The sequence below is a fragment of the Micromonospora gifhornensis genome, assembly GCF_016863515.1.
GTDB classification, from domain to species: domain Bacteria; phylum Actinomycetota; class Actinomycetes; order Mycobacteriales; family Micromonosporaceae; genus Micromonospora; species Micromonospora gifhornensis.
The window spans coordinates 161,669-180,717 of sequence record NZ_BOPA01000014.1 but is presented as its reverse complement, the minus strand read 5'-3'; the positions used below and the strand labels follow the sequence as shown (position 1 = coordinate 180,717).

Genomic DNA, 19,049 nt, shown 5'->3' with positions numbered 1-19,049 from the left:
CTATCGGTAGTCCACGCACAGGGCGTGGTAGAGCAGGACCTGGTCGCTGAGTTCGGCACAGCGGCGCAGGGTCAGATCGAGGCGGCGCTCGTACCCGAGCGCCTGGTGGGGCAGGAGTACGCCGATGGCCGTACCGCTGTGGGCCACCACGACACCGACCCCGCCCGCCTCGGCACAGATCGCGAGCATCGCGGTCAGCGACCGCTTGGGCCGCAGCTGCTGGTTGAGTTCCGCGCTGCGGGTGGCCACTCGCCCGACGGTCGCCAGGTCACCCACGGCGATGGCGGTGGTGATGGTGTCCAGCAGGCGGGCGTACTCGGCGCGGGTGGCGGCGGGGAACGGCTTCGGGATGCGGTTGAAGGCGACGGTGTCCACCGTGCCTCCCTCGTCGATGCCGACCACGGTCAGCGGCGGCAGTACGCCGAGCCGGGCGCGCAGCCGTACCGCCCGGTGGTCGAAGGCCACCACCTCCGGGTACATGACGCCGTCGGTGGGTTCGATCTCCCGCAGGAAGTCCTCGATGTCGGTGTCCGGCAGGTGGACGCCGAGGGCGTTGGCGACCGCGCGGGCGGTCGCCACCAGGTCGGCGGAGGAACTGGCCAGGCCCTTGCCTTCGGGGATGGTGCCGTCGAGCGTCAGTCGTCCCCCGGCGCCCGGCGCGTGGACGGCGAGGATCGACTCGGCCAGTCGTCGGGCCTTGGTCTTGTGCGCGGGGGTGACACCGACCCCGCCCGAGGCGGCCAGCTCGAAGGTCGCCGTGGCCCATCGGGCGATCGGCATGGTGACCAGGAAGTCGACCTGATCCGGCAGCACCCCCTGGAGCAGCTCGCCGAAGGTGCCGAAGGCGGAGCTGACGCCGGTGGCGGTCCGGGACCGGTGCGCCTGTCCGGTGCTCACGCCGGTCCTCGCGCCGCGGTGGGCGAGCCGGCCGCGAAGAGGGCGTGGACCTCCCGGATCGCGGCTTCGACGGTGGCCCGACGACGTCCCAGCTGCCCGGCCAGCGCGTCGAGCGCGACACCCTGGCGGTCCAGCAGGTCACGGACGTGGTCGGGACGGGCGGACCCCGCAGAGCACTTGACGGCCAACTGCCCCTCGCTGTCGAGCCCACGCAGCCGCGCCGCCGGGTCGGTCAACAGGTACCCCGCCGCTTCGGCCAGATCGGCCAGCAACGACGCGTCGGGTCGGTCCAGGGGGTCACCGGCGGCCAGCTTGGCGCTGACGTACCGTCCGACGATGACCTGCGCGGTCCGCCACGGGACCTTCTCGTCGAGGGTGAGCCGGTTGGCGAGGGTGAATCCGCCGAGGAACTCCCGGTCACAGGCGGACCGCATCGCCTCGGGCCGCCAGTCCAGGTTCTCCAGCACCGTCCGCAGCAGGGCGAGCACCCCGCGCGCCGATCGGAACAGGTCGTGCAGGTACGCCCCGGCTTCCTTGGAGACCTCGACCATGTTGCTGTACGGGGTGGCCCGTTGCGCGGTGGCCAGGTCGAGGGCGAGGGAGGTCAGGTGGGCGGTGCGACCCCGGATCCGCTCCAGCACCGGATAGTTCTTCTTCTGCGGCATGGCTGCGGAGATGCCGGCGAGTTCGTCGGGCAGTTCGACGAAGCCGTACGCGCTGCTGGCCCAGGCCATCAGGTCCGTGACGAACCGGCTCGTCCCCACCCCGAAGTGGGACAGCTCGCCGGCGATCTCCAACGCCCAGGCCCGGGACGCCACGGCGGTCAGCGCGTGCGGATGCGGACTGGCGCAGCCGAGCAGCAGGGCCATCCGGTCCCGGTCCCAGGGCAGTTCCTGACCGGTGAGCGCACCCGCACCGAGCGGGCTCAGGTTGATCTCGTCGTAGGTGGCCAGGAGCCGCCGTAGCGTCCGTAGGCAGTGCTCGACGAGGGCGCTGAGGAAGAAGCCCGGCGTGCTGACCTGGGCTGCCTGCAGGTGGGTGTACCCGGGCATCGGCAGGTGCGTCACGGCGGCGGCCCGGTGCTGGGCGACCCGGGTGAGCTCCACCAGCGCCTCGGCGATGTCGAGCAGCTCGCTGCGGGCGTACAGGAGTTGGACGGTGGCCTGGATGTCGTTGCGGCTGCGGTCCACGTGCCAGGCGGACGGCACCGTCGCCAGCCCGGCCAGCACGTGCCGCTCCAGCGCGAGGCAGATGTCGGAGAGGTTGGCCGCCGGGTCGGCGGTGATCCGGTCGGCGGTGGCCGTGTCGAGCAGTGCGGCGATGGCGGCTGCCTCGGGCTCGGTGACCAGCCCCATCCGGGTGTACTCGGCCAGCAGCACCCGCTCGACGACCCGGTACCACCCGAGCAGGTGGTCGACCTCGAACTGGAACTGCGGTGCCAGGACGTGCTCGTGCAGGACGACGGACGGGGTACGGCCGAGCCGCCCGGTGAGCGGCATCGCGGTCGGCTCCACCACGGGCTGCCCGTTCACGCGCCGGTCCGGGTGGTCACGATCGACCGGAGGAGGGTGACCACCTCGTCGGCGTGGGTGCGCAGGAAGTGCCGTCCTGCACCGGGCAGGACGACCTGCTCGGCTGTCGGGGCGAAGTGCCGCCAGGCCAGCTCGGGACGGGGTTCGGTGGCCAGTCGCATGTCGTCGTCGCCGACGACGACCCAGGTCTGCACCGCCAGTGCCGGCCACCCGTCGCGCGCGTGCCGGAGGAAGTGCGCTGCGCCGAGGGTGTCGTGGCGGTACGCCCGCTCGATGAGCGCCTCCCGCTCGCTCTTGAGTTCGTCGAGTTCGGTGTAGGTCGCCTGGGCGGCCATGTGTCGCCGAATCTCCCCCTCCCCCATCGCCTGCACCTCGGCGAGATCCGCGGCGAGCTGATGCGGGTCGGCGGTGGCCGCGGCGAGGACGAGTCGGGCCGCGGGCCGACCCCGGTCGTGCAGCAGGCGAGCGCATTCCACCGCGACAGCCGCGCCGCTGCCCTGGCCCCAGAGGATCAGCGGGGTGTCGACCCGTGCGGCGATCTCGTCCGCCAGCCGGGTGGCGACCTGTGCCACGTCCACAAGTGGCTCCTCGGGACGGGCGAGGTCGTGCCCGGGCAGTTCGGTGGCGAGCAGAGCACAGTTCATCGCCGTGAGGCCGGCGGCGAGCGGTTGGAAGTTGAGGGCGGTGCCGGCCGCGTCGGGCACGGTCACCACCGTCGCCACCGGCTCCTGCGGCGTGGCCAGGGCCTGGAGCAGCTGCGCCTGACCGGTACGACTCGCGGCCTCGGCCAGGTCGGCCAGCACCGGGTTGCTGGTCAGGGTGGTGAGGGTGATGAGGTGCTTGAGCTTGACGACCAGCCGGACCGCCGAGAGCGAGTCGCCGCCGAGGGCGAAGAAGTTGTCGGTGCGGTAGATGTCCTCGAGCGGGCGGTTGAGGACCTCGGCCCAGGCGGCCGCGAGCCGGCGCTCCAGCGGGTTGGTCGCCTGTTCACGTTCCTGGGACACGGTTGCCTGAGCGCCGGCGCGCAGCGCGGCGGCGACGAGTGCGGCCTTGTCGACCTTGCCGTTCTCGGTCAGTGGCAACGCGTCGAGCTGGTGCACCGTGGAGGGGACCATGTGGGCCGGCAGCAGGTCCGCCAACCGCCGTTTGAGGTCCGGCACCGGTTCGTCGGCGGTGAAGAAGGCGGCCAGGCGTTTGCTCGTCCCGATCGGCACCACCACCAGGCAGGCCGAGCGTACCCCGGGCACCCGCAGCAGAGTGTTCTCGACCTCGCCGACCTCGACCCGCATCCCGCTGATCTTGACTTGCTCGTCGCGCCGGCCGAGGAACTCCAGATGCCCGTTGGGCAGCCAGCGACCGTAGTCGCCGGTGAGGTACATCCGCTGGTCGGGTCGGAACGGGTCGGGCACGAAGGCCGCCGCGGTGCGGTCCGGGTCGTTGATGTAGCCGGGGCCGACGCAGATGCCGGCGAAGGCGATCTGTCCGGGTGCGCCGAAGGGCACCAGGGCGAGCTGACTGTCCAGGATGTACACCGATACGTTGTGCACCGGGCGGCCGACCGGCACCAGTTCGGTGGCGGGCAGCGCACGCATGATCTCGTGGGTGGTGTCGTCCGAGACCTCGGTCGCACCGTAGGCGTTGACGAGCGGAACGTCGGGGAAGCAACCGAACCAACGGGCGACGAGACTGCGAGAGATGGCCTCCCCGGTGACGCAGACGATCCGTGGTGCCGGACGTTGATGCGGACTCAGGTCGAGGTGGCCGAGCAGGACTTCGAGGTACGAGGGAACGACCTGAAGGACGGTGATCCGCTCGCGGTCGAGAGTGGACACGAACGCCTCCACGTCGAGGATCACCTGCGGCGGCACGAGCACGGTCCGCCCACCGACGAGCAGTGGCGCCAGCACCTGCCACAGGGAGATGTCGAAGCACTGCGGCGCGTTCTGGCAGACGGCGTCCTGCTCGGTGAGGCCAAGGTCATCGATCTTGGCCGTCAGGTGGTTGAGCATGCCGGCGTGGGCGCAGACCGCGCCCTTCGGCTCACCCGTGGAGCCGGAGGTGAAGTAGATGTACGCGGGGGCGTCGGCCGGTACGGACACCTGTGGGTCGATTGTCGGTCCGGCGGCCTCCAGCGGCAGCACCGGGACGTCGGCGATCGGTTCGATCGGCACCTCGGCCAGCAGCAGCCGGGTTCCGCTGCGCCGCAGGATGCCGGCGATCCGGGAGTGCGGGTAGGCGGGGTCGACCGGGAGGTAGACCAGGCCGGCCTTGAGGATGCCGAGGATCGCGGCCACCCAGGGCAGGGTCCGGTCGCTGAGCACGGCGACCACGTCGCCGGGACGGGCGCCGGCCGCGACGAGCCGGTTCGCCACCGCGTTGGCGCGCTGGTCCAGTTCGGCGTACGTCCAGCGCAGTTCGCCGCGGACGGCGGCGACCGCATGGGGCGTACGCCGGGCCTGCTCGCCGATCAGCTCGTGTGCCCGGCGGTCGGGCAGCTCGCGCAGCTCGCCGTGGAACACGTGCAGTTGCCGCCAGACATCCTTGCCGGTGAGCAGCGAGTGCTTCTCGTGCGGCGCGTCCAGGTCCGCGGCGATGGCCCGCAGCACCCCGTCCAGGTACTCGCCGGTTCGTGACGCGTCGACGCCGCGCAGCAGGTCGGCGGGTTGTTCCAGCTCGACGGCGGTGGGCGGTTCGCCGACGGGCGTGGCCTCGCCGGTGTCGGTGCCGAGCAGGCCGCGCCAGGGTCCGGGCGGCAGCTCGGGGTCACCGGTCAGGACCGACCTGACCTTGGCCCAGGCCGCCGCGACCACCTGTCGGGTTGGCACCTGCGCGCTGCGGGCCGCCCTCGTCACGGCCGTAGCCGCGGCCTCGGACAGCTCCCATCGATGGTGGTCGACCAATTCCGGTAGCGACTCTGTCACGTACTCGCCCCTCCCCCAGCACCGATCCATAGTCAGCGTCCAACAACTACTGTAATCTCTGCACAACTACAGTCAATATTAAGTGACTGAAATGGCAGGGTACGAAGGGTCGACCGAAACGGAGGTACGGCGCGTGGAACGGATGCGCCTGCCCAACGGCTACGACGTCATGCAACTCAATGCTGGCGAGACGAGCCTGATGTACCGCAACATCGTGACCGGACGCGCCTACCTGCAACACGGCGTCACCCTGACGCCAGGTGGGACCGTCTTCGACGTGGGGGCGAACGTCGGTGTGGCCTCACTGTTCTTCCACTGGGAGGCCGGCAGCCGCGTCTTCGCCTTCGAACCCGCACCCCGGTGCTACCAGGCACTCGCCGCCAACTTCGCCGAACATCGCGTCCGGGGCACCGCCTACCCGTTCGCGTTGTCCGACCGGCCCGGCAGGGCGGTGCTGACCAACTATCCGCAGATCACCGCGATGACCAGCTTCCACGCCGATCGCGGGTACGACGAACAGCTCACCCGGGCCTTCCTCGCCAACAGCGGGTTCGACACCGACGACATCGAGGAGATGGTGGCCGACCGGCACGACAGCGAGACGCTCACCTGCGAGCTGCGCACCTTCTCCGAGATCGCCGACGAACTGGGCGGCGAGCCGATCGACCTCCTGAAGATCAACGTGGAGAAGGCGGAGGTCGAGGTGCTGCGCGGGATCGCCGAGCGGCACTGGCCCACGATCCGGCAGGTCGTCGTGCAGCTGCACGACATCGGCGGACGGCTGCACCAGCTGCGGCAGGAACTCACCGAACGCGGATACCGGGTGGGTGTGGCCCAGGATCCGCTGCTGACCGGCACCGACATCTTCGAACTGTTCGCGGTACGCCCCACCGGAGGTGCGCGGTGAACCAACTGACCGACGTGGACCTCGGCGACCCCGAGCTGTACGTCAGCGGCAACCCGTACCAGGTCTGGGACCACCTGCGCGAGCACGCCCCGATGTACCACAACCGGCGGCCGGACGGCTCCGAGTTCTGGGCGATCACTACCCATCGGCTCGCCACCGCCGTCTACGAGGACCGGCAGTCCTTCACCTCCGAGCGTGGCATGCGCATCGGTGGGGAGGGCGCGGCCGGACGGGCCTCCGCCGGCAAGATGCTCATCGTCACCGACGGCACCCGGCACCGGCGGATGCGGGACGTGCTCAACCCGGCCTTCACCCCACGATCCGTACGACGGCTCGAGGAGAGCATGCGGACCATCGTCCGGCAGCTCCTCCACGAGGTACGCGATCTCGACTCGTTCGACTTCGTGGACCGCATCGCCGGACGGCTGCCGCTCTACGTCACCTGTCAACTGCTGGGCGTACCACGCGACGACTGGGACCTGATGATCGAGCTGACCCGTACCGCGTTCGGCTCGGTCACCGAGGACGGCGGCGACCCGATCAGCGCGCAGCTGCAGGAGCAGGCGCACGCCGACATCTTCCTGTACTCGGCCGACCTGATCGCCGAACGCCGACGTCGCCCCGGCGACGACCTGGTCAGCGCCATGGTGACCGGACAGTCGGCCGGCTACCGGATGTCCGACGAGGACATCCAGGTCAACATCAACGGCATCCTGACCGGCGGTAACGAGACCACCCGGCACGCCACGGCCGGCGGGGTGCTGGCGTTCATCGACAACCCCACCCAGTGGCAGCGGATGCGACACGACACCGAAGCGGTCATGGCGACCGCCGTCGAGGAGATCCTGCGGTGGACCGCGCCGAGCCTGCACGTCATGCGTACCGCACTCACCGACGTGGTGGTCGGGCCGCAACTCGTCGAGGCCGGTGAACAGGTGACCATCTGGAACCCGGCGGTCAACCGCGACGAGGCGGCGTTCCCCCACGCGTCCCGCTTCGACATCACCCGGTGGCCCAACCGGCACGTCACCTTCGGCATGGGGCAGCACTTCTGCATCGGCGCCGCCCTGGCCCGGCTCGAACTACGCGTCGCCCTCGACGCACTGGCCAGTCAGGTGGCGCGCTTCGAGCTGACCGGACCGGTCCGCCGGCTCAGGTCGAACCTGATGTGGGGTCTGGACCAGCTTCCCGTACGCATTCACCTGGAGGACGATCGTGACTGAGGCGCTGACCTCCGCAGGACCGACGAGCAGGCCCGGCACCCCGACCGACCTGAGCGACGACCCGCGACACGTGGAGTACTGGCGGCGGCACCTGCGGGGCGCGCCGCCCCGGCTCGGCCTGCCGTACGACCAACCGCCGGTGTCCGCACCGTCCGCCTCACCCGCCTCCTGCGAGCTGACGCTGCCACCGACCGTCGGCCGGGCGGTCGCCGTGCTCGCCCGACGCGAGCGGGCCAGCACCCTGATGGTGGTGACGGCCGCCGTGGCCGCCTGGGCGTCGCGCCTGACCGGACAGGACGACATCCTGGTCACCACGCCCCTGGCGAGGGCCCGGCACCCGGAACACGTCCTGCCCGTGACGGTACGTCTCGACTGCTCCGGCGAGCCCACCTTCACCGACGTGCTGCGCCGCACCCGGGAGGTACTGCTCGACGCACTGGCACACCGCAACCTCGACGCGTCGACGCTGTCGGCGCTCTCCGGGCCGCCCCAGCTGGTGGTCTCGGTCGCGGACACGCCACCCGCGATGGTCGGCGGCGCGCAGTTGCAGCTGTGGTTGGCCGACGACGGCAGCCGTGCCGCGCTGCACTACCGGTCGCCCTGGTTCACCGCCACCACCGCGCAGCGGCTGCTGCACCAGCTCACCCTGCTGCTGGCCGGCGCCACGGCGCAGGACGGCACACGCCTGTCCGACCTGCCGATGCTCAGCCCGGCCGACCAGGAGCTGCTGGACCGTCCGCCCCGTCCGGGCGCGACGCCGGTCACGGCCGTACCGGCGCAGTTGTTCGCCGAGGTAGCCGCGGCCCACCCGGACGCCACCGCGGTCCGGACCCGGGACACCTCGATCAGCTACCGGGAGCTGGACGTCCGGGCCACGAAGCTGGCACATCACCTGCGGCAGGCGGGCGCGGGGCCGGGCAGGGTGGTCGGCGTCTGCGTCGGACGCGGCATCGACCTGCCGCTCAGCTTCCTCGCCGTACTCAAGAGCGGGGCGGTGTACCTGCCACTCGATCCCCGCCACCCGGCCGAACGGCTCCGGGACATCCTCGACGCCGCCGACGTGACACTCGTCGTCAGCACCGCGAGCGAGGCCGTCGCGGTCGCGGCGCACAGCGGCCCGCTGCTGCTGCTCGACCGGGACGAGGCCGCGATCGCCGCCCAGCCCGACACGCCCGTCACCGACCTGCCGGACCCGGCGGAACTGGCCTACCTCATCTACACCTCCGGGTCGACCGGGCGACCCAAGGGCGTCGAGGTCACCCAGGCCGGGCTGGCCAACCTGGCGGTGACCCTGCGGGACGAGTTCGCGGTCGGTCCGCAGGACCGGGTGTCGCTGTTCTCCTCGGCGGCCTTCGACGCCTCCGTCTGGGAGATGACGATGGCCTTCGCCGGTGGGGCGACCCTCGGCGTCCTCACCACCGCCGAGGCGACCCCGGCCGAGATCGCCGCCGAGATCCGGGAGCTGGGCCTGACGGTCGGCACGTACCCCCCGACCCTGCTCCGTGCGCTCACCCCGGACGACCTCGGCAACCCGCGCCTGGTCGTCTCCGCCGGGGAGCAGTGCGACACCGACCTCGCCGCCGCCTGGGCGCCGGGCCGCCGGTTCGTCAACGCGTACGGCCCGACGGAGACGACAGTGTGTGCCACGTTCACCGACGTCGCCGCCCCGGTCACCGACGCGCCCGCGATCGGCACCGCCCTGCCGAACCTCGCGGTCCAACTGCTCGATCACCGGTTGCGGCCGGTACCGGTCGGCGCGCCCGGCGAGATCTTCGTGGCCGGAGTGGGCCTGGCCCGCGGATACCGCCGCCAGCCCGCGCTGACCGCGGCAGCCTTCCTGCCCGACCCGCACGGCCCGGCCGGCTCGCGCATGTACCGCACCGGAGACCTCGGCCGATTCGGCAACGACGGCCGGCTGTACCACCTCGGGCGCGTGGACCATCAGGTGAAGCTGCGCGGTTTCCGGGTCGAACTGGGCGAGATCGAGCATCATCTGATGGCTCAGCCCATGGTGCGCGACGCGGCCGTGGTGATGCGCCGCGACGGCGATCACGACCGGCTGGTCGCGTACCTGACCGTCGACGATGCGCGCACCGACCCGGTGGCGCTACGCGGAGCGCTGCGCGCGGCGCTGAGCCGGGCGCTGCCCGAGTACATGCTCCCGGCCACCTACGTGGTGCTGGACGCGATGCCGCTGAACAGCAGCGGCAAGATCGACCGTGCCGCCCTGCCGGAGACGTCGGGCGAGGCGCCCGCCGGGCCGGTCGAGCAGTGGCAGACCCCGGACGAGCAGCGCATCGCCGGCCTGTGGCGGGACGCGCTGGGAGTCGCCCAGGTACGGCGTACCGACAGCTTCTTCGAGCTGGGTGGACACTCGCTGGTGGCGGCCCAGATGATCGGCTCGGTGCGACAGGCGTACCAGCTCAACCGGTTGCCGATGCGGCTGCTGTTCGAGAAGCCGGTGCTCGCCGACTTCGCCGCAGCGGTCGCACGGCTGTAGTACCCGGTGCGGTGGACCCCTCAGCCGGCCAGATCCTCGGCGATGATCCGCAGGAGGGCCGGCGAGGGGTCCAGGAACGCCCAGTGGTCACCGTCGAGACTGACCGTCCGGTCCTGACCGAACCGGGTCCAGCCGGTGGTCAGGCTCGGCGGGACCGTCCGGTCGCCGCGCCACGAGAGCACGGTGACCGGGCAGGGCATCGGTGCGGGGGCGGCACCACCGAAGTCACGGTAGGCGCGCAGGTCTGCCTCGACGGCCTCCATCGCCAGCTCGACGATCTCCGGTGAGGGTTCGGTGCCGCGCGCCCGCATCAGGTCGGCGACGACCTCGGGCAGGCGGTCGGCGGGCACGTCGAGCAGGCTGCCGAACGGGACCTGGTCGGGGGCGACCATCGAAGAGGCGAAGAAGCGCCGTGGTGCGTGGCCGGCCGCGGCCAGCCGCAGCGCCACCACGTACGCGGCGAAGACGCTGTTGCAGTGCGCGAAGAGGGCGTACGGCCGATCCAGCAGCGGCTCGACGGCGGCCAGCAGATCCTCCGCGAACGGCTCGTACGCCCGGTGGGCCGGTTCCAGCAGCCGGTTCTCCCGACCCGGTGGTTGCAGCAGGCAGACCTCGACCTCGCCGATGCGGCGCGGCCAGCGGTGATACATCGACGCGCCGGCACCGAGGTACGGCAGGCAGAACAGGCGAGCGGCCGGATCACCGGAGACCGGGCGCAGCAACCATCCGTTCGCGCGTGCGGCGTCTACCGTCATGGGTCCTCCCTCAGGGCAGACGGATCCGCGCGAGCGCGGCGCGATCCACCTTCCCGGTCGTCGTGGTGGGCATGGTGCGCAGCGCCCCGATCGCGGTGGGCCGCATGTGTCCGGGCAGCTTGTCGCGCAGGTACGCGCGAAGCGTGTCGAGCGCCGACGCCGAGGCGGCCGGACGCAGCTGCACGTACCCGACGAGACGCTGGTCCGCGCCGACCGGTACGGCCACGGCGGCGGCCACCGCGACGTCGGGGTGTTCGCTCATCACGTTCTCGATCTCGCCGAGCTCTATCCGGTGGCCACGGATCTTCACCTGGTCGTCGTCGCGGCCCCGCAGTTCCAGCCGCCCGTCGGGCAGCACCAGCGCCCGGTCGCCGGTGCGGTAGAGCCGCTCGCCGGGATGATCGGGGTCGGGTACGAAGCGCTCGGCGGTCAGCGCGGGCCGACCGAGATAGCCGCGAGCCAGGCAGACACCGCCGAGGCAGAGTTCGCCGACCGTGCCCGCCGGCACCGGTCGCAGCGCGCGGTCGAGGACCACCGCCCGGGTGCCGGGAATCGCGGTACCGATCGGCAGCACGGCGGGTTGTGGCCCGGGAGGCACGATGTCGCTGACCGCGTACATGGTCGCCTCGGTGGGGCCGTACAGGTGGTGCACCCGCTCGACGCGCTCCGCCAGTCGACCGCCGAGGGCCGGTGGCACCCGATCGCCGCCGATCAGCGCAACCAGCCCGCCGTCCCCGGTCCAGCCTGCGGTGAACAGCATCTGCCAGGTCAAGGGGGTGGCGTGCAGGTAGCGCGGTCTGGTGGTGGCCAGCAACTGCGCCAGGTCGGGGCCGCTGCGCGCCTGTTCACGGCTGGCGATCTCGACCTGTCCGCCCGTGGTGAGCGGCATGAGCAGTTCCAGCATGGCGATGTCGAAAGTGAGCGGGGTGACCGCGAGCCAGCGCTCGCCGGGGGCGTAGGCCAGCGCCTCGGCGGTCGCGGTGAGGCAGTTGGCCAGCGCGCCGTGGGTCACGCCGACTCCCTTGGGGCGCCCGGTGGAGCCGGAGGTGTAGAGCAGGCAGGCGAGCTGGTGCGGATGGCCGTCGAAGTCGACCTCCCCGGACACCGGGACGAGCATGTCCAGGCGCAGCACCGGCAGCCCGGCCAGGGTGGGCGGCACCGGTTGCGTCCCGTCGGTGAGCAGGAGACGGGCCTGGGCGTCGGTGGCGACGTAGCGGAGCCGGTCCGCCGGGTGGGTGGCGTCCATCGGTACGCAGACCGCACCGGCCGCGGCGATGCCCAGCAGTACCGCGGGCAGGTCCGCGCTGCGGTCGGCCAGGACCGCGACCCGGTCCTCGGCCCGGATACCGGCGGCGGTGAGCCGCTCGGCCACGGCCCGGGCCAGACCGGCGACGGCCTGGTAGTCGCGGGTGTCAGAACCCTGACGGACGGCCGGGGCGTGCGGGGCACGCCGCATCCACCGGCGCACCAGGGGTACGGCGAGGGTCGTACCGGCTGCCGTCATGACGCGGTGTCCGTGATGAAGCGGGCCAGCCGTCCGACGCCGTCGACGATCTCCTGCTCGGTGAGGTAGCTGACGGACAGACGTACGGCGCGCTGCCCGGCGTCGGAACGCACGTGGAAGTAGCTCATCGGCGTCCACAGCACCCCGTAGCGACGGGCGCAGTCGTCGAGTTGCTCGTCGCCGGCGACGAACGGCACGGTCAGGCTCAGGAAGAAGCCGCTGTCCGGGTCGTTCCAGCTGACCCCGAGCCGGTCGCGTACCGGCTGCGGGAAGTGGCGGTCCAGTTCGGCGCGGAGCAGGCGCATCATCGCCGAGTACCGGCGGGCGGCCGGGGCGGTGGCCGCACCGAGCCGGTGACCGGCGCGCAGCAGCAGTCCACCGATGAGTGCCTGGCTGACCGGTGAGGTGTTCACCGTGACCATGCTCTTGATCTTGCTGAGTTCGTCGGCCAGCAGGCCGGTGCCGTCGGGTCGGTACAGGGTCTGGTCGGCGATGACGTAGCCCACGCGGGCACCGGGAAAGGCGGACTTGGCGAACGATCCCACGTGGACGACCTGCCCGTGTCGATCGAGCGCCTTGAGCGTGGGTGGACGGTCGGCGGGGCCGAGCAGCCGGTACGGGGTGTCTTCGAGCACCACCGTGCCGTACGGCCGCAGCAGGTGCAGCAGGTGCTCGCGGGCGTCGCGGCTCATCGTGGTGCCGGAGGGATTGGCGGCGTCCGGGACCAGGTACAGCAGTCGGGCCCGCCGTTTCTCGGCGTGCAGCCGTGCCAGCAGGCGGTCCAGATACGCCAGGTCGGGACCGTCGGTGGTCTCCGGGACCGCCTCGACGCTCACGCCGAGCAGGCTCGCCACGCCGGTGACGCCGGTGTAGCAGGGATCGGGAACCAGCAGCACGTCGTCGGGGCCGGCACAGAACGCCCGGACGGTGATCAACAGCCCTTCCTGCGCCCCCACCGTGATCACGTACGCCTCGGGGGCAACGTGGATTCCCTCGTCCTGGGCGACCGTCTGGGCGACGATGTCGCGGATCGTGCCAGCGGTCGGGCCGTACTGGAACAGCTCACGGGTCAGGACGGTTCCGGTCTGCCCGCCGGCCTGCCGGTGTTCGAGGTAGGCACCCAGGTGCCCGGACAGCTCCGCCAGGTCGTAGCCGTCCTCGAAGGGACGACCGGGTGCGAACGACACTGCGTCGGGATAGCGGGCGACGATCTCGTTGAGGAAGGTCATGGTGCGGAGCACCGGATGACGCAGGCTCGCGTGCAGGTCGGTGAGATGCAGTCCGGTCGGCAGCGCGCCGGCGGTCGGCTCCGGTGGACCGGTGACCGAGCCGGTGACGGGGGCGGTGACCGTGGCCGGACCGATGTCGGCGACGGCGGCCAGACCGGTCAGGAACATGCTCTCGACGAACTCCTCGATCAGGATGCGGAGGACCTCGCCGACCCCCTGTTCCCCGTCGACGGCCAGCCCGTGCAGCACCGGCCGTCCGACCAGCACCCCGGTGGCGCCGAGAGCCAGCGCGCCGAGGACGTCGGCGCCGGTGCGTACGCCGCCGTCGAGCAGGACCACGGCGGCGCCGTCGACGGCGCGGGCCACCTCGGGCAGGGCGTCGATGGACGCGGTCGCGCCGTCGAGTTGCCGTCCACCGTGGTTGGAGACGACCAGGCCGGCGACGCCCGCCGCGACGGCCAGCCGGGCGTCCTCGGCGGTCAGCACCCCCTTGACGATGACGGGGAGCGTGGTCGAGGCGCACCACCGGGCGACGTCGTCCCAGGTGAGTCCGGTCGCGAAGTGGGTCTCCGCGTGTCCGGCGGGACGGGCGGCCCCGGTGCGCCAGGACGCGGGCAGGTTGACCGGTGCGACGCCGTCCGGCAGCCGGAAGCCGTTGCGCAGGTCGCGCAGGCGGCGGCCGAGACGGGGAGCGTCGACGGTGAGCACCAGCGCGTCGAATCCCGCTCGCTCGGCCGTACGCACCAGATGTGCCGTCGCGGCGGGATCGCGCAGTGGGTACAGCTGCAGCCACAGCGGCGCGGTGGTCTCTGCGCGGATCTCGTCGAACGCGCGACCGGCCATGGTGCTGACGACGAGCGGTACGCCGCAGGCGCCGGCGGCCCGCGCGGTGGCCAGTTCCCCGTCCGGGTGGACCAGGGTGTGGTACGCCAGCGGCGCGATGCCGACCGGGGCGGCCCAGGCACGGCCGAGGACGTCGACCCTGGGGTCCACCTCGGTCACCCCGGTCAGCACCCGGGGCCGGAGCCTGATCCGCGCGAACGCGTCCCGGTTGGCCGCGAGGGTCCGTTCCCGGCCGGCGCCGCCCTCGACGAAGTCCCAGACCTCGGCCGGTAGCTTGCTGCGGGCGGTGGCGGCGAGGTCGTCGAGGGTGAGGTACGCCGTCATCGGGTCCGCGTGCTCTCGCGTTGGCGCTCGCGTTCCACCGCCTCGTAGAGGGCGCGGATGTTGGCGCTGCCGAAGCCACGGGCGTCGTTGCGCTGGATCAGCTCGTAGAAGAGGGTCCGACGCGGGTACGGCGAGCGGGTGAAGATCTGGAGCAGGTAGCCCCACTCGTCGCAGTCGGCGAGCACCCCGGTGTCGCGCAGGTCCGCGATGCGGTCGCGCAGCGAGGTGACTCGTTCCAGCAACGTCTCGTAGTAGACGCCCGGTGGGGTGAGGAAGCTGATCCCGGCGTCGCGTCCCTGCCGGACGGCGGTGACGATGTCGTCGACGAGGAAGGCCAGGTGCTGGACGCCCGCTCCGGCGTGCCGGTCGAGGAACTCGTCGATCTGTCCGGGCGCGTGCGACAGGTCGGGCTCGATGAGGGTGAAGGTGATGGCGCCGGACGGGCTGCGGACCACCACCGAATCCATCGCCTGTGCCCCGACCTCGATGTACTCGCTGGAGTACCGGGGCAGGCCGAAGGCGTCGGCGTAGTGGTCGGCGGTCTGTTGCAGGGTGCCCCCGGGCAGGCAGACGGCGATGTGGTCGAGGGCCTGGATGTCGAGCGCGCCCCGGGAGACGGGCTGTTCGGGCAGGTAGGTCCAGGACAGGCCGGGCGGCAGGGGATCGGCTCCGACGGGGAGCAGGGTGTGCACGACCGGTCCGAACCCCGCGGCGCGGGCGGCGCCGCCCGGCGCGGGCAGCATCGGCGTCGCGGACCGTACGAGCCGGTGGACGTCCGCGTCGAGGTCGGTGCTCGTCATCGGGACGTCGATGATGCCCGCGCCGTGCCGGTCGAGGTGCTTCGCGTACGGCCCACGGGCGCCTACCGGGGACGACACGACGATTGTCACCGGGCCGTTTCGCAGCGCCAACGCCTGCCGATCGGCATCGGCGGCGCGTGCCGCCGGAACGAAGGCGAGTTGGTCGGACAGGTAGCCGATGACGCTCTGCGGATCGTCGGTGACCAGGTCCAGGTACGGGATGTCACGGAACACTTCGACTCCCACCACTGTTGACTGTTGTTATGTCTGCTTTACTCTTGTCACGTTAGTTGTTTAGTATCGCCTCGTCAACGGCGCGCGGGACGCGGACCGCCACGGCAGCCGACGTCGGTGTGACCGGCGGCTTTTCCCTGATCGGAGTCGCATGACCAGTCAGATGAGGATCCTTATCCGCGACGAGAAGAACGACGTCGAGGCGTTCGTCGTCGTCGACTCACTCGTCGCCGGCCGGGCGATGGGCGGAACCCGGATGACCACCGACGTCACCGTCGACGAGGTCGCCGGCCTCGCCTCGGCGATGACGAGAAAACTGGCCCTGGCCGGGGTGCCGATCGGCGGCGCGAAGGCCGGCATCCGCTGCGGCCTGCCACCGGGACCGCACCGCAACAAGGTCCTGACCGCGTTCGGCCGGCAGCTCACCCCCCTGCTGCGCGGCGGCCTGTACCTCGGCTCGGACCAGGGCATCACCCACGACGACCGGGACCTGTTCTTCTCCGCCGCCGGCTTCGATCCCCGGCGTCAACTCCCCTGGCTGCCGTGCAGCTGGGGGGAACTGTGGCGGCGCTGCCGCGAGGTGACCGGGCTCGGGGTCTGCGAGGCGGTCGACACCGCCGCCGCCCAGCTGCTCGGGCCGGAGGCGGTGCGTTCCATCGTCATCCAGGGCTTCGGTGTCGTCGGCCGGGCGGTCGCCTCCGGGCTCGCCGCCCGCGGCTATCCGATCGTCGCCGTCGCCGACCGGCTCGGCACCATCAGCGCCACCGGCGGACTCCCGGTCAGTGCGCTGCTGGACGCCACCGACAGCACCGGCACCATCGACCGGCGCCGCCTGCCCGCCGGAATCGAGTTGACCGACGCGTCGGACGCCTGGCTCGACGTCCCCGCCGACGTCCTGGTCCTCGCCGCCGGCAGCGGAGCTGTCAACGAGACGAACGTGGACCGGGTCATCCCGCACCTGCTCGTCGAGGCCGGCAACCTGACCTGCACCCCCGCCGCCGAGAAGCTGCTCCTCCAGCGCGGCGTGCACACCCTGCCCGGCCCGGTGGTGAACGTCGGGGCGGCGGCGGTGACAGGAATGCTGCTCACCGACTCGGTCGGCACGTACACCGACCCGGACAGCCTGGTCGCCGCCCTGTTCGAGACCGTCGCCACGATCATCAGGGACAACACGGCCGAGGTCATCACCCAGGCCCACGGCACCGATCGCCCGCTGAGCGTCGTCGCCGACTCCCTCGCCGCCCAGCGCGTCCACGCACGGACCATCGCCGCGGAACCGCTGAGCGTATGAGCCCGCGCGTCTGTGTGTACCACCCGAGCATGGGCCCGGCCATCACCCGGGCCCTACAGGCAGCCCACCCAGGGGTACGCGTCGACGTCGCGTCCGACCTGCGGACCGACCCGCCGCAGCCGGAAACGATCGACGTACTCGTCGCCAACCGGCTCCCCGACGGCCTGCTGAAGCGGTGCACCCGGCTGTCCTGGCTGCACCTGACCGGGACCGGTACGGATCATCTCGCCGCCGCCGGTGCGCCGCCCGGACTGCGGGTCACCACCTCCGCCACCGTCCCCGTCCGGGCCGTCGCCGAGTTCGCCTGGACGGCGGTCCTGGCCCTGGCCAAGGACCTGCCCCGACTCCGTGACCAGCAGCACGAGCATCGCTGGCAGCTACCCGACGCGCGACTGGTCGCCGGCTCCCGACTGCTGCTGCTCGGCCTGGGCCGCATCGGTTCGGCGGTAGCCGAACTGGCCGCCGCATTCGGGGTACGGGTCACCGCGATCACCCGCACCGCCCGACCGTCACCACTGGCCGGCACGGTCCTGCCGCCGCACGTCCTGCGGGCCGCCGCCGCGGACACCGACCACCTCGTCAACACCCTGCCGAGCAACCCGGGCACCCGTGGTCTGGTCGACCGGCAGGTGATCGAGGCGCTGCCGGACGACGCGGTCGTGGTCAACGTCGGCCGCGCCGACACCATGGACACCGCCGCCCTGGTCGACAGGTTGCGGGCCGGGCGGTTGCGCGGCGCGGTGCTGGACGTGCACGACGAGGAGCCGCTGCCACCGGGGAGCCCGCTGTGGAGCGTGCCCCGGTTGTTCGTCACGCCGCACGGGGCGTACCGCTTCCCGGAGGAGGAACACGCCGTGGCCAAGGTCTTCCTCGCCGAGTTCGCGGCCTGGTCGGCCGCGGTGGCACCGGCCGAGCAGGGCGCTACCGGCTGCCCCTACCTGGCCCGGACGGAGATCGCATGACCACCCAGGTCACCCTCGACACCACCGCCATGCTCGCCGAGGCGGACCACCCCGTCGACCCGGACGCCCACTACCAGCAGGGCCTGCACCGGCTCGCCGACGCGCTGCGCGAGGAGGCCCGACTGCACCCGCAGGGTGCGGCCGCCGTACACGCCAGTCTGGTCGCGGCCCTGCGGACGCGGACCGCGGTGGACCGGCTGCACGCGCAGGTACCTCAGGTCGGCGCCGTCCCGGTGCACCGGCCGATCTTCGTGACCGGGCTGCTCAGAAGCGGCACCACGCTCGTGCAGAACCTGCTCACCGAACACCCCGCGCTGCGGGCGCCCGCATTGTGGGAGCTGATGCTGCCGGTCAGCGAACCCGGCGCGGACGCGCGGACGCTCGCCGACCGGGCCCAGGGGTACGTCGACGAGTACTACCGGGTCGCCCCACTGTTGCGGTCGATGCACTTCCTCGACGCGAACCGCCCCGACGAGTGCCACCGGCTGACCGGCAACGCCTTCGCCAGCATGGTCTACGGGATGCGCTACCGGGTGCCGTCGTACGACCGTTGGCTCGACGAGACCGGCATGGTGCAGGCGTACCGGGACCACCGCCGCCAACTCCAGGCGATCCTGTGGCGCCGCCCCGGCCGTCAGGTGGTCCTCAAGTGCCCGTTCCACCTGTGGCACCTGCGCGACCTGGTCCAGGTCTACCCCGACGCACGGATCGTGGTGCTGCACCGCGATCCCGCTGTCACCGTGGCCTCCACCTGCCTGCTCTGCGAGACGGTACGCGGCGCCCGCTGCGCGACCATCGACCGGCACGAGATAGGTCGGCAGTGGTCGACGGCGGTCGGCACCGGACTGCGCCGGTACGCGCGCGACCGCAGCGCCCTGCCCTCGACCGTGCAACTGGTCGAGGCGGACTACCCCGCCCTGCTCCGCGACCCGATCGCCGTCCTGCGCGACATCTGCGACCAGCTCGGCATCGGGCTGGCGGCACCGGCCGAGGCGGCCATGCGCCGCTACCTCGCGGACCACCCGCAGTACAGCACCGGCGCCTACCGGTACCGGGCCGAAGACTACGGACTCGATCCGGCCCGCCTGGCCCGGGAGTTCGCCGCGTTCCACCGTCCGTGACTTGCC

General features: G+C 71.9%; 13 protein-coding genes. 6 read left to right on the top strand and 7 right to left on the bottom strand.

The annotated features are described in order from the left end of the window. The 3 genes from Vgi01_RS09015 to Vgi01_RS09005 are packed head-to-tail and all read right to left on the bottom strand — an operon-like array spanning window position 1 to window position 5,254. Window positions 1-897: a GHMP family kinase ATP-binding protein gene (locus Vgi01_RS09015; RefSeq protein ID WP_102657368.1), complete on the bottom strand. Its 897-nt coding sequence runs from the start codon at window positions 895-897 to the stop codon at window positions 1-3. Beyond that, on the bottom strand, window positions 894-2,429 hold the full coding sequence (locus Vgi01_RS09010; RefSeq protein WP_204290684.1) for an argininosuccinate lyase: 1,536 nt from the start codon (window positions 2,427-2,429) through the stop codon (window positions 894-896). Before Vgi01_RS09010 ends, Vgi01_RS09015 begins: the two co-directional genes overlap by 4 nt. Beyond that, a complete protein-coding gene (locus Vgi01_RS09005) occupies window positions 2,426-5,254 on the bottom strand; it encodes an amino acid adenylation domain-containing protein (RefSeq protein WP_204290683.1) in 2,829 nt (942 codons plus the stop codon). Before Vgi01_RS09005 ends, Vgi01_RS09010 begins: the two co-directional genes overlap by 4 nt. 238 nt (window positions 5,255-5,492) lie before the next feature. On the opposite strand from Vgi01_RS09005, the gene Vgi01_RS09000 reads away from it, so the two are divergent. From Vgi01_RS09000 to Vgi01_RS08990, 3 genes are read left to right on the top strand one after another with little or no spacing between them, the layout of a single operon-like run. Then, on the top strand, window positions 5,493-6,257 hold the full coding sequence (locus Vgi01_RS09000; RefSeq protein WP_239088863.1) for an FkbM family methyltransferase: 765 nt from the start codon (window positions 5,493-5,495) through the stop codon (window positions 6,255-6,257). Further along, complete coding sequence (locus Vgi01_RS08995; RefSeq protein ID WP_204290682.1) at window positions 6,254-7,480, top strand: cytochrome P450; 1,227 nt, start codon at window positions 6,254-6,256, stop codon at window positions 7,478-7,480. Before Vgi01_RS09000 ends, Vgi01_RS08995 begins: the two co-directional genes overlap by 4 nt. Continuing rightward, window positions 7,473-9,980 (top strand): non-ribosomal peptide synthetase, encoded by a 2,508-nt coding sequence (locus Vgi01_RS08990; protein WP_204290681.1) that lies wholly within the window; start codon window positions 7,473-7,475, stop codon window positions 9,978-9,980. The genes Vgi01_RS08995 and Vgi01_RS08990 overlap by 8 nt, the downstream gene beginning before the upstream one ends. 20 nt (window positions 9,981-10,000) lie before the next feature. Here Vgi01_RS08990 and Vgi01_RS08985 read toward each other — a convergent pair whose 3' ends face one another. The 4 genes from Vgi01_RS08985 to hppD are packed head-to-tail and all read right to left on the bottom strand — an operon-like array spanning window position 10,001 to window position 15,669. Continuing rightward, entirely contained in the window at window positions 10,001-10,735 is a 735-nt protein-coding gene (locus Vgi01_RS08985; protein ID WP_204290680.1) for a thioesterase II family protein, read from the bottom strand. A gap of 10 nt (window positions 10,736-10,745) precedes the next feature. After that, window positions 10,746-12,239, bottom strand: coding sequence for an amino acid adenylation domain-containing protein (locus tag Vgi01_RS08980; RefSeq protein WP_204290679.1), 1,494 nt, complete (start codon window positions 12,237-12,239; stop codon window positions 10,746-10,748). Further along, the gene (locus Vgi01_RS08975) at window positions 12,236-14,635 is read right to left on the bottom strand and encodes an aminotransferase class I/II-fold pyridoxal phosphate-dependent enzyme (RefSeq protein ID WP_204290678.1); all 2,400 of its coding nucleotides are present in this window, start codon (window positions 14,633-14,635) and stop codon (window positions 12,236-12,238) included. The genes Vgi01_RS08980 and Vgi01_RS08975 overlap by 4 nt, the downstream gene beginning before the upstream one ends. Continuing rightward, window positions 14,632-15,669, bottom strand: a complete 1,038-nt coding sequence (hppD, locus tag Vgi01_RS08970) for a 4-hydroxyphenylpyruvate dioxygenase (RefSeq protein ID WP_239088842.1) — start codon at window positions 15,667-15,669, stop codon at window positions 14,632-14,634. The genes Vgi01_RS08975 and hppD overlap by 4 nt, the downstream gene beginning before the upstream one ends. A 151-nt stretch (window positions 15,670-15,820) precedes the next feature. Here hppD and Vgi01_RS08965 point away from each other — a divergent pair, with 151 nt between their 5' ends. Genes Vgi01_RS08965 through Vgi01_RS08955 form a run of 3 tightly spaced genes read left to right on the top strand, consistent with a single transcriptional unit; the run spans window position 15,821 to window position 19,043 of the window. Beyond that, the gene (locus tag Vgi01_RS08965; protein WP_102657359.1) at window positions 15,821-16,960 is read left to right on the top strand and encodes a Glu/Leu/Phe/Val dehydrogenase dimerization domain-containing protein; all 1,140 of its coding nucleotides are present in this window, start codon (window positions 15,821-15,823) and stop codon (window positions 16,958-16,960) included. A gap of 29 nt (window positions 16,961-16,989) precedes the next feature. Next, window positions 16,990-17,922: an NAD(P)-dependent oxidoreductase gene (locus tag Vgi01_RS08960; RefSeq protein ID WP_158244871.1), complete on the top strand. Its 933-nt coding sequence runs from the start codon at window positions 16,990-16,992 to the stop codon at window positions 17,920-17,922. After that, window positions 17,919-19,043, top strand: a complete 1,125-nt coding sequence (locus tag Vgi01_RS08955) for a sulfotransferase family protein (protein ID WP_204290676.1) — start codon at window positions 17,919-17,921, stop codon at window positions 19,041-19,043. Before Vgi01_RS08960 ends, Vgi01_RS08955 begins: the two co-directional genes overlap by 4 nt. Window positions 19,044-19,049 lie beyond the last annotated feature (6 nt).

Coding starts and splice junctions, on each gene's coding strand:
- Vgi01_RS09000 (WP_239088863.1), top strand. CDS start 5,493: ATGCGCCTGCCCAACGGCTACGACGTCATGCAACTCAATGCTGGCGAG.
- Vgi01_RS08985 (WP_204290680.1), bottom strand. CDS start 10,735: ATGACGGTAGACGCCGCACGCGCGAACGGATGGTTGCTGCGCCCGGTC.
- Vgi01_RS08980 (WP_204290679.1), bottom strand. CDS start 12,239: ATGACGGCAGCCGGTACGACCCTCGCCGTACCCCTGGTGCGCCGGTGG.
- Vgi01_RS08975 (WP_204290678.1), bottom strand. CDS start 14,635: ATGACGGCGTACCTCACCCTCGACGACCTCGCCGCCACCGCCCGCAGC.
- Vgi01_RS08965 (WP_102657359.1), top strand. CDS start 15,821: ATGACCAGTCAGATGAGGATCCTTATCCGCGACGAGAAGAACGACGTC.
- Vgi01_RS08960 (WP_158244871.1), top strand. CDS start 16,990: ATGGGCCCGGCCATCACCCGGGCCCTACAGGCAGCCCACCCAGGGGTA.
- Vgi01_RS08955 (WP_204290676.1), top strand. CDS start 17,919: ATGACCACCCAGGTCACCCTCGACACCACCGCCATGCTCGCCGAGGCG.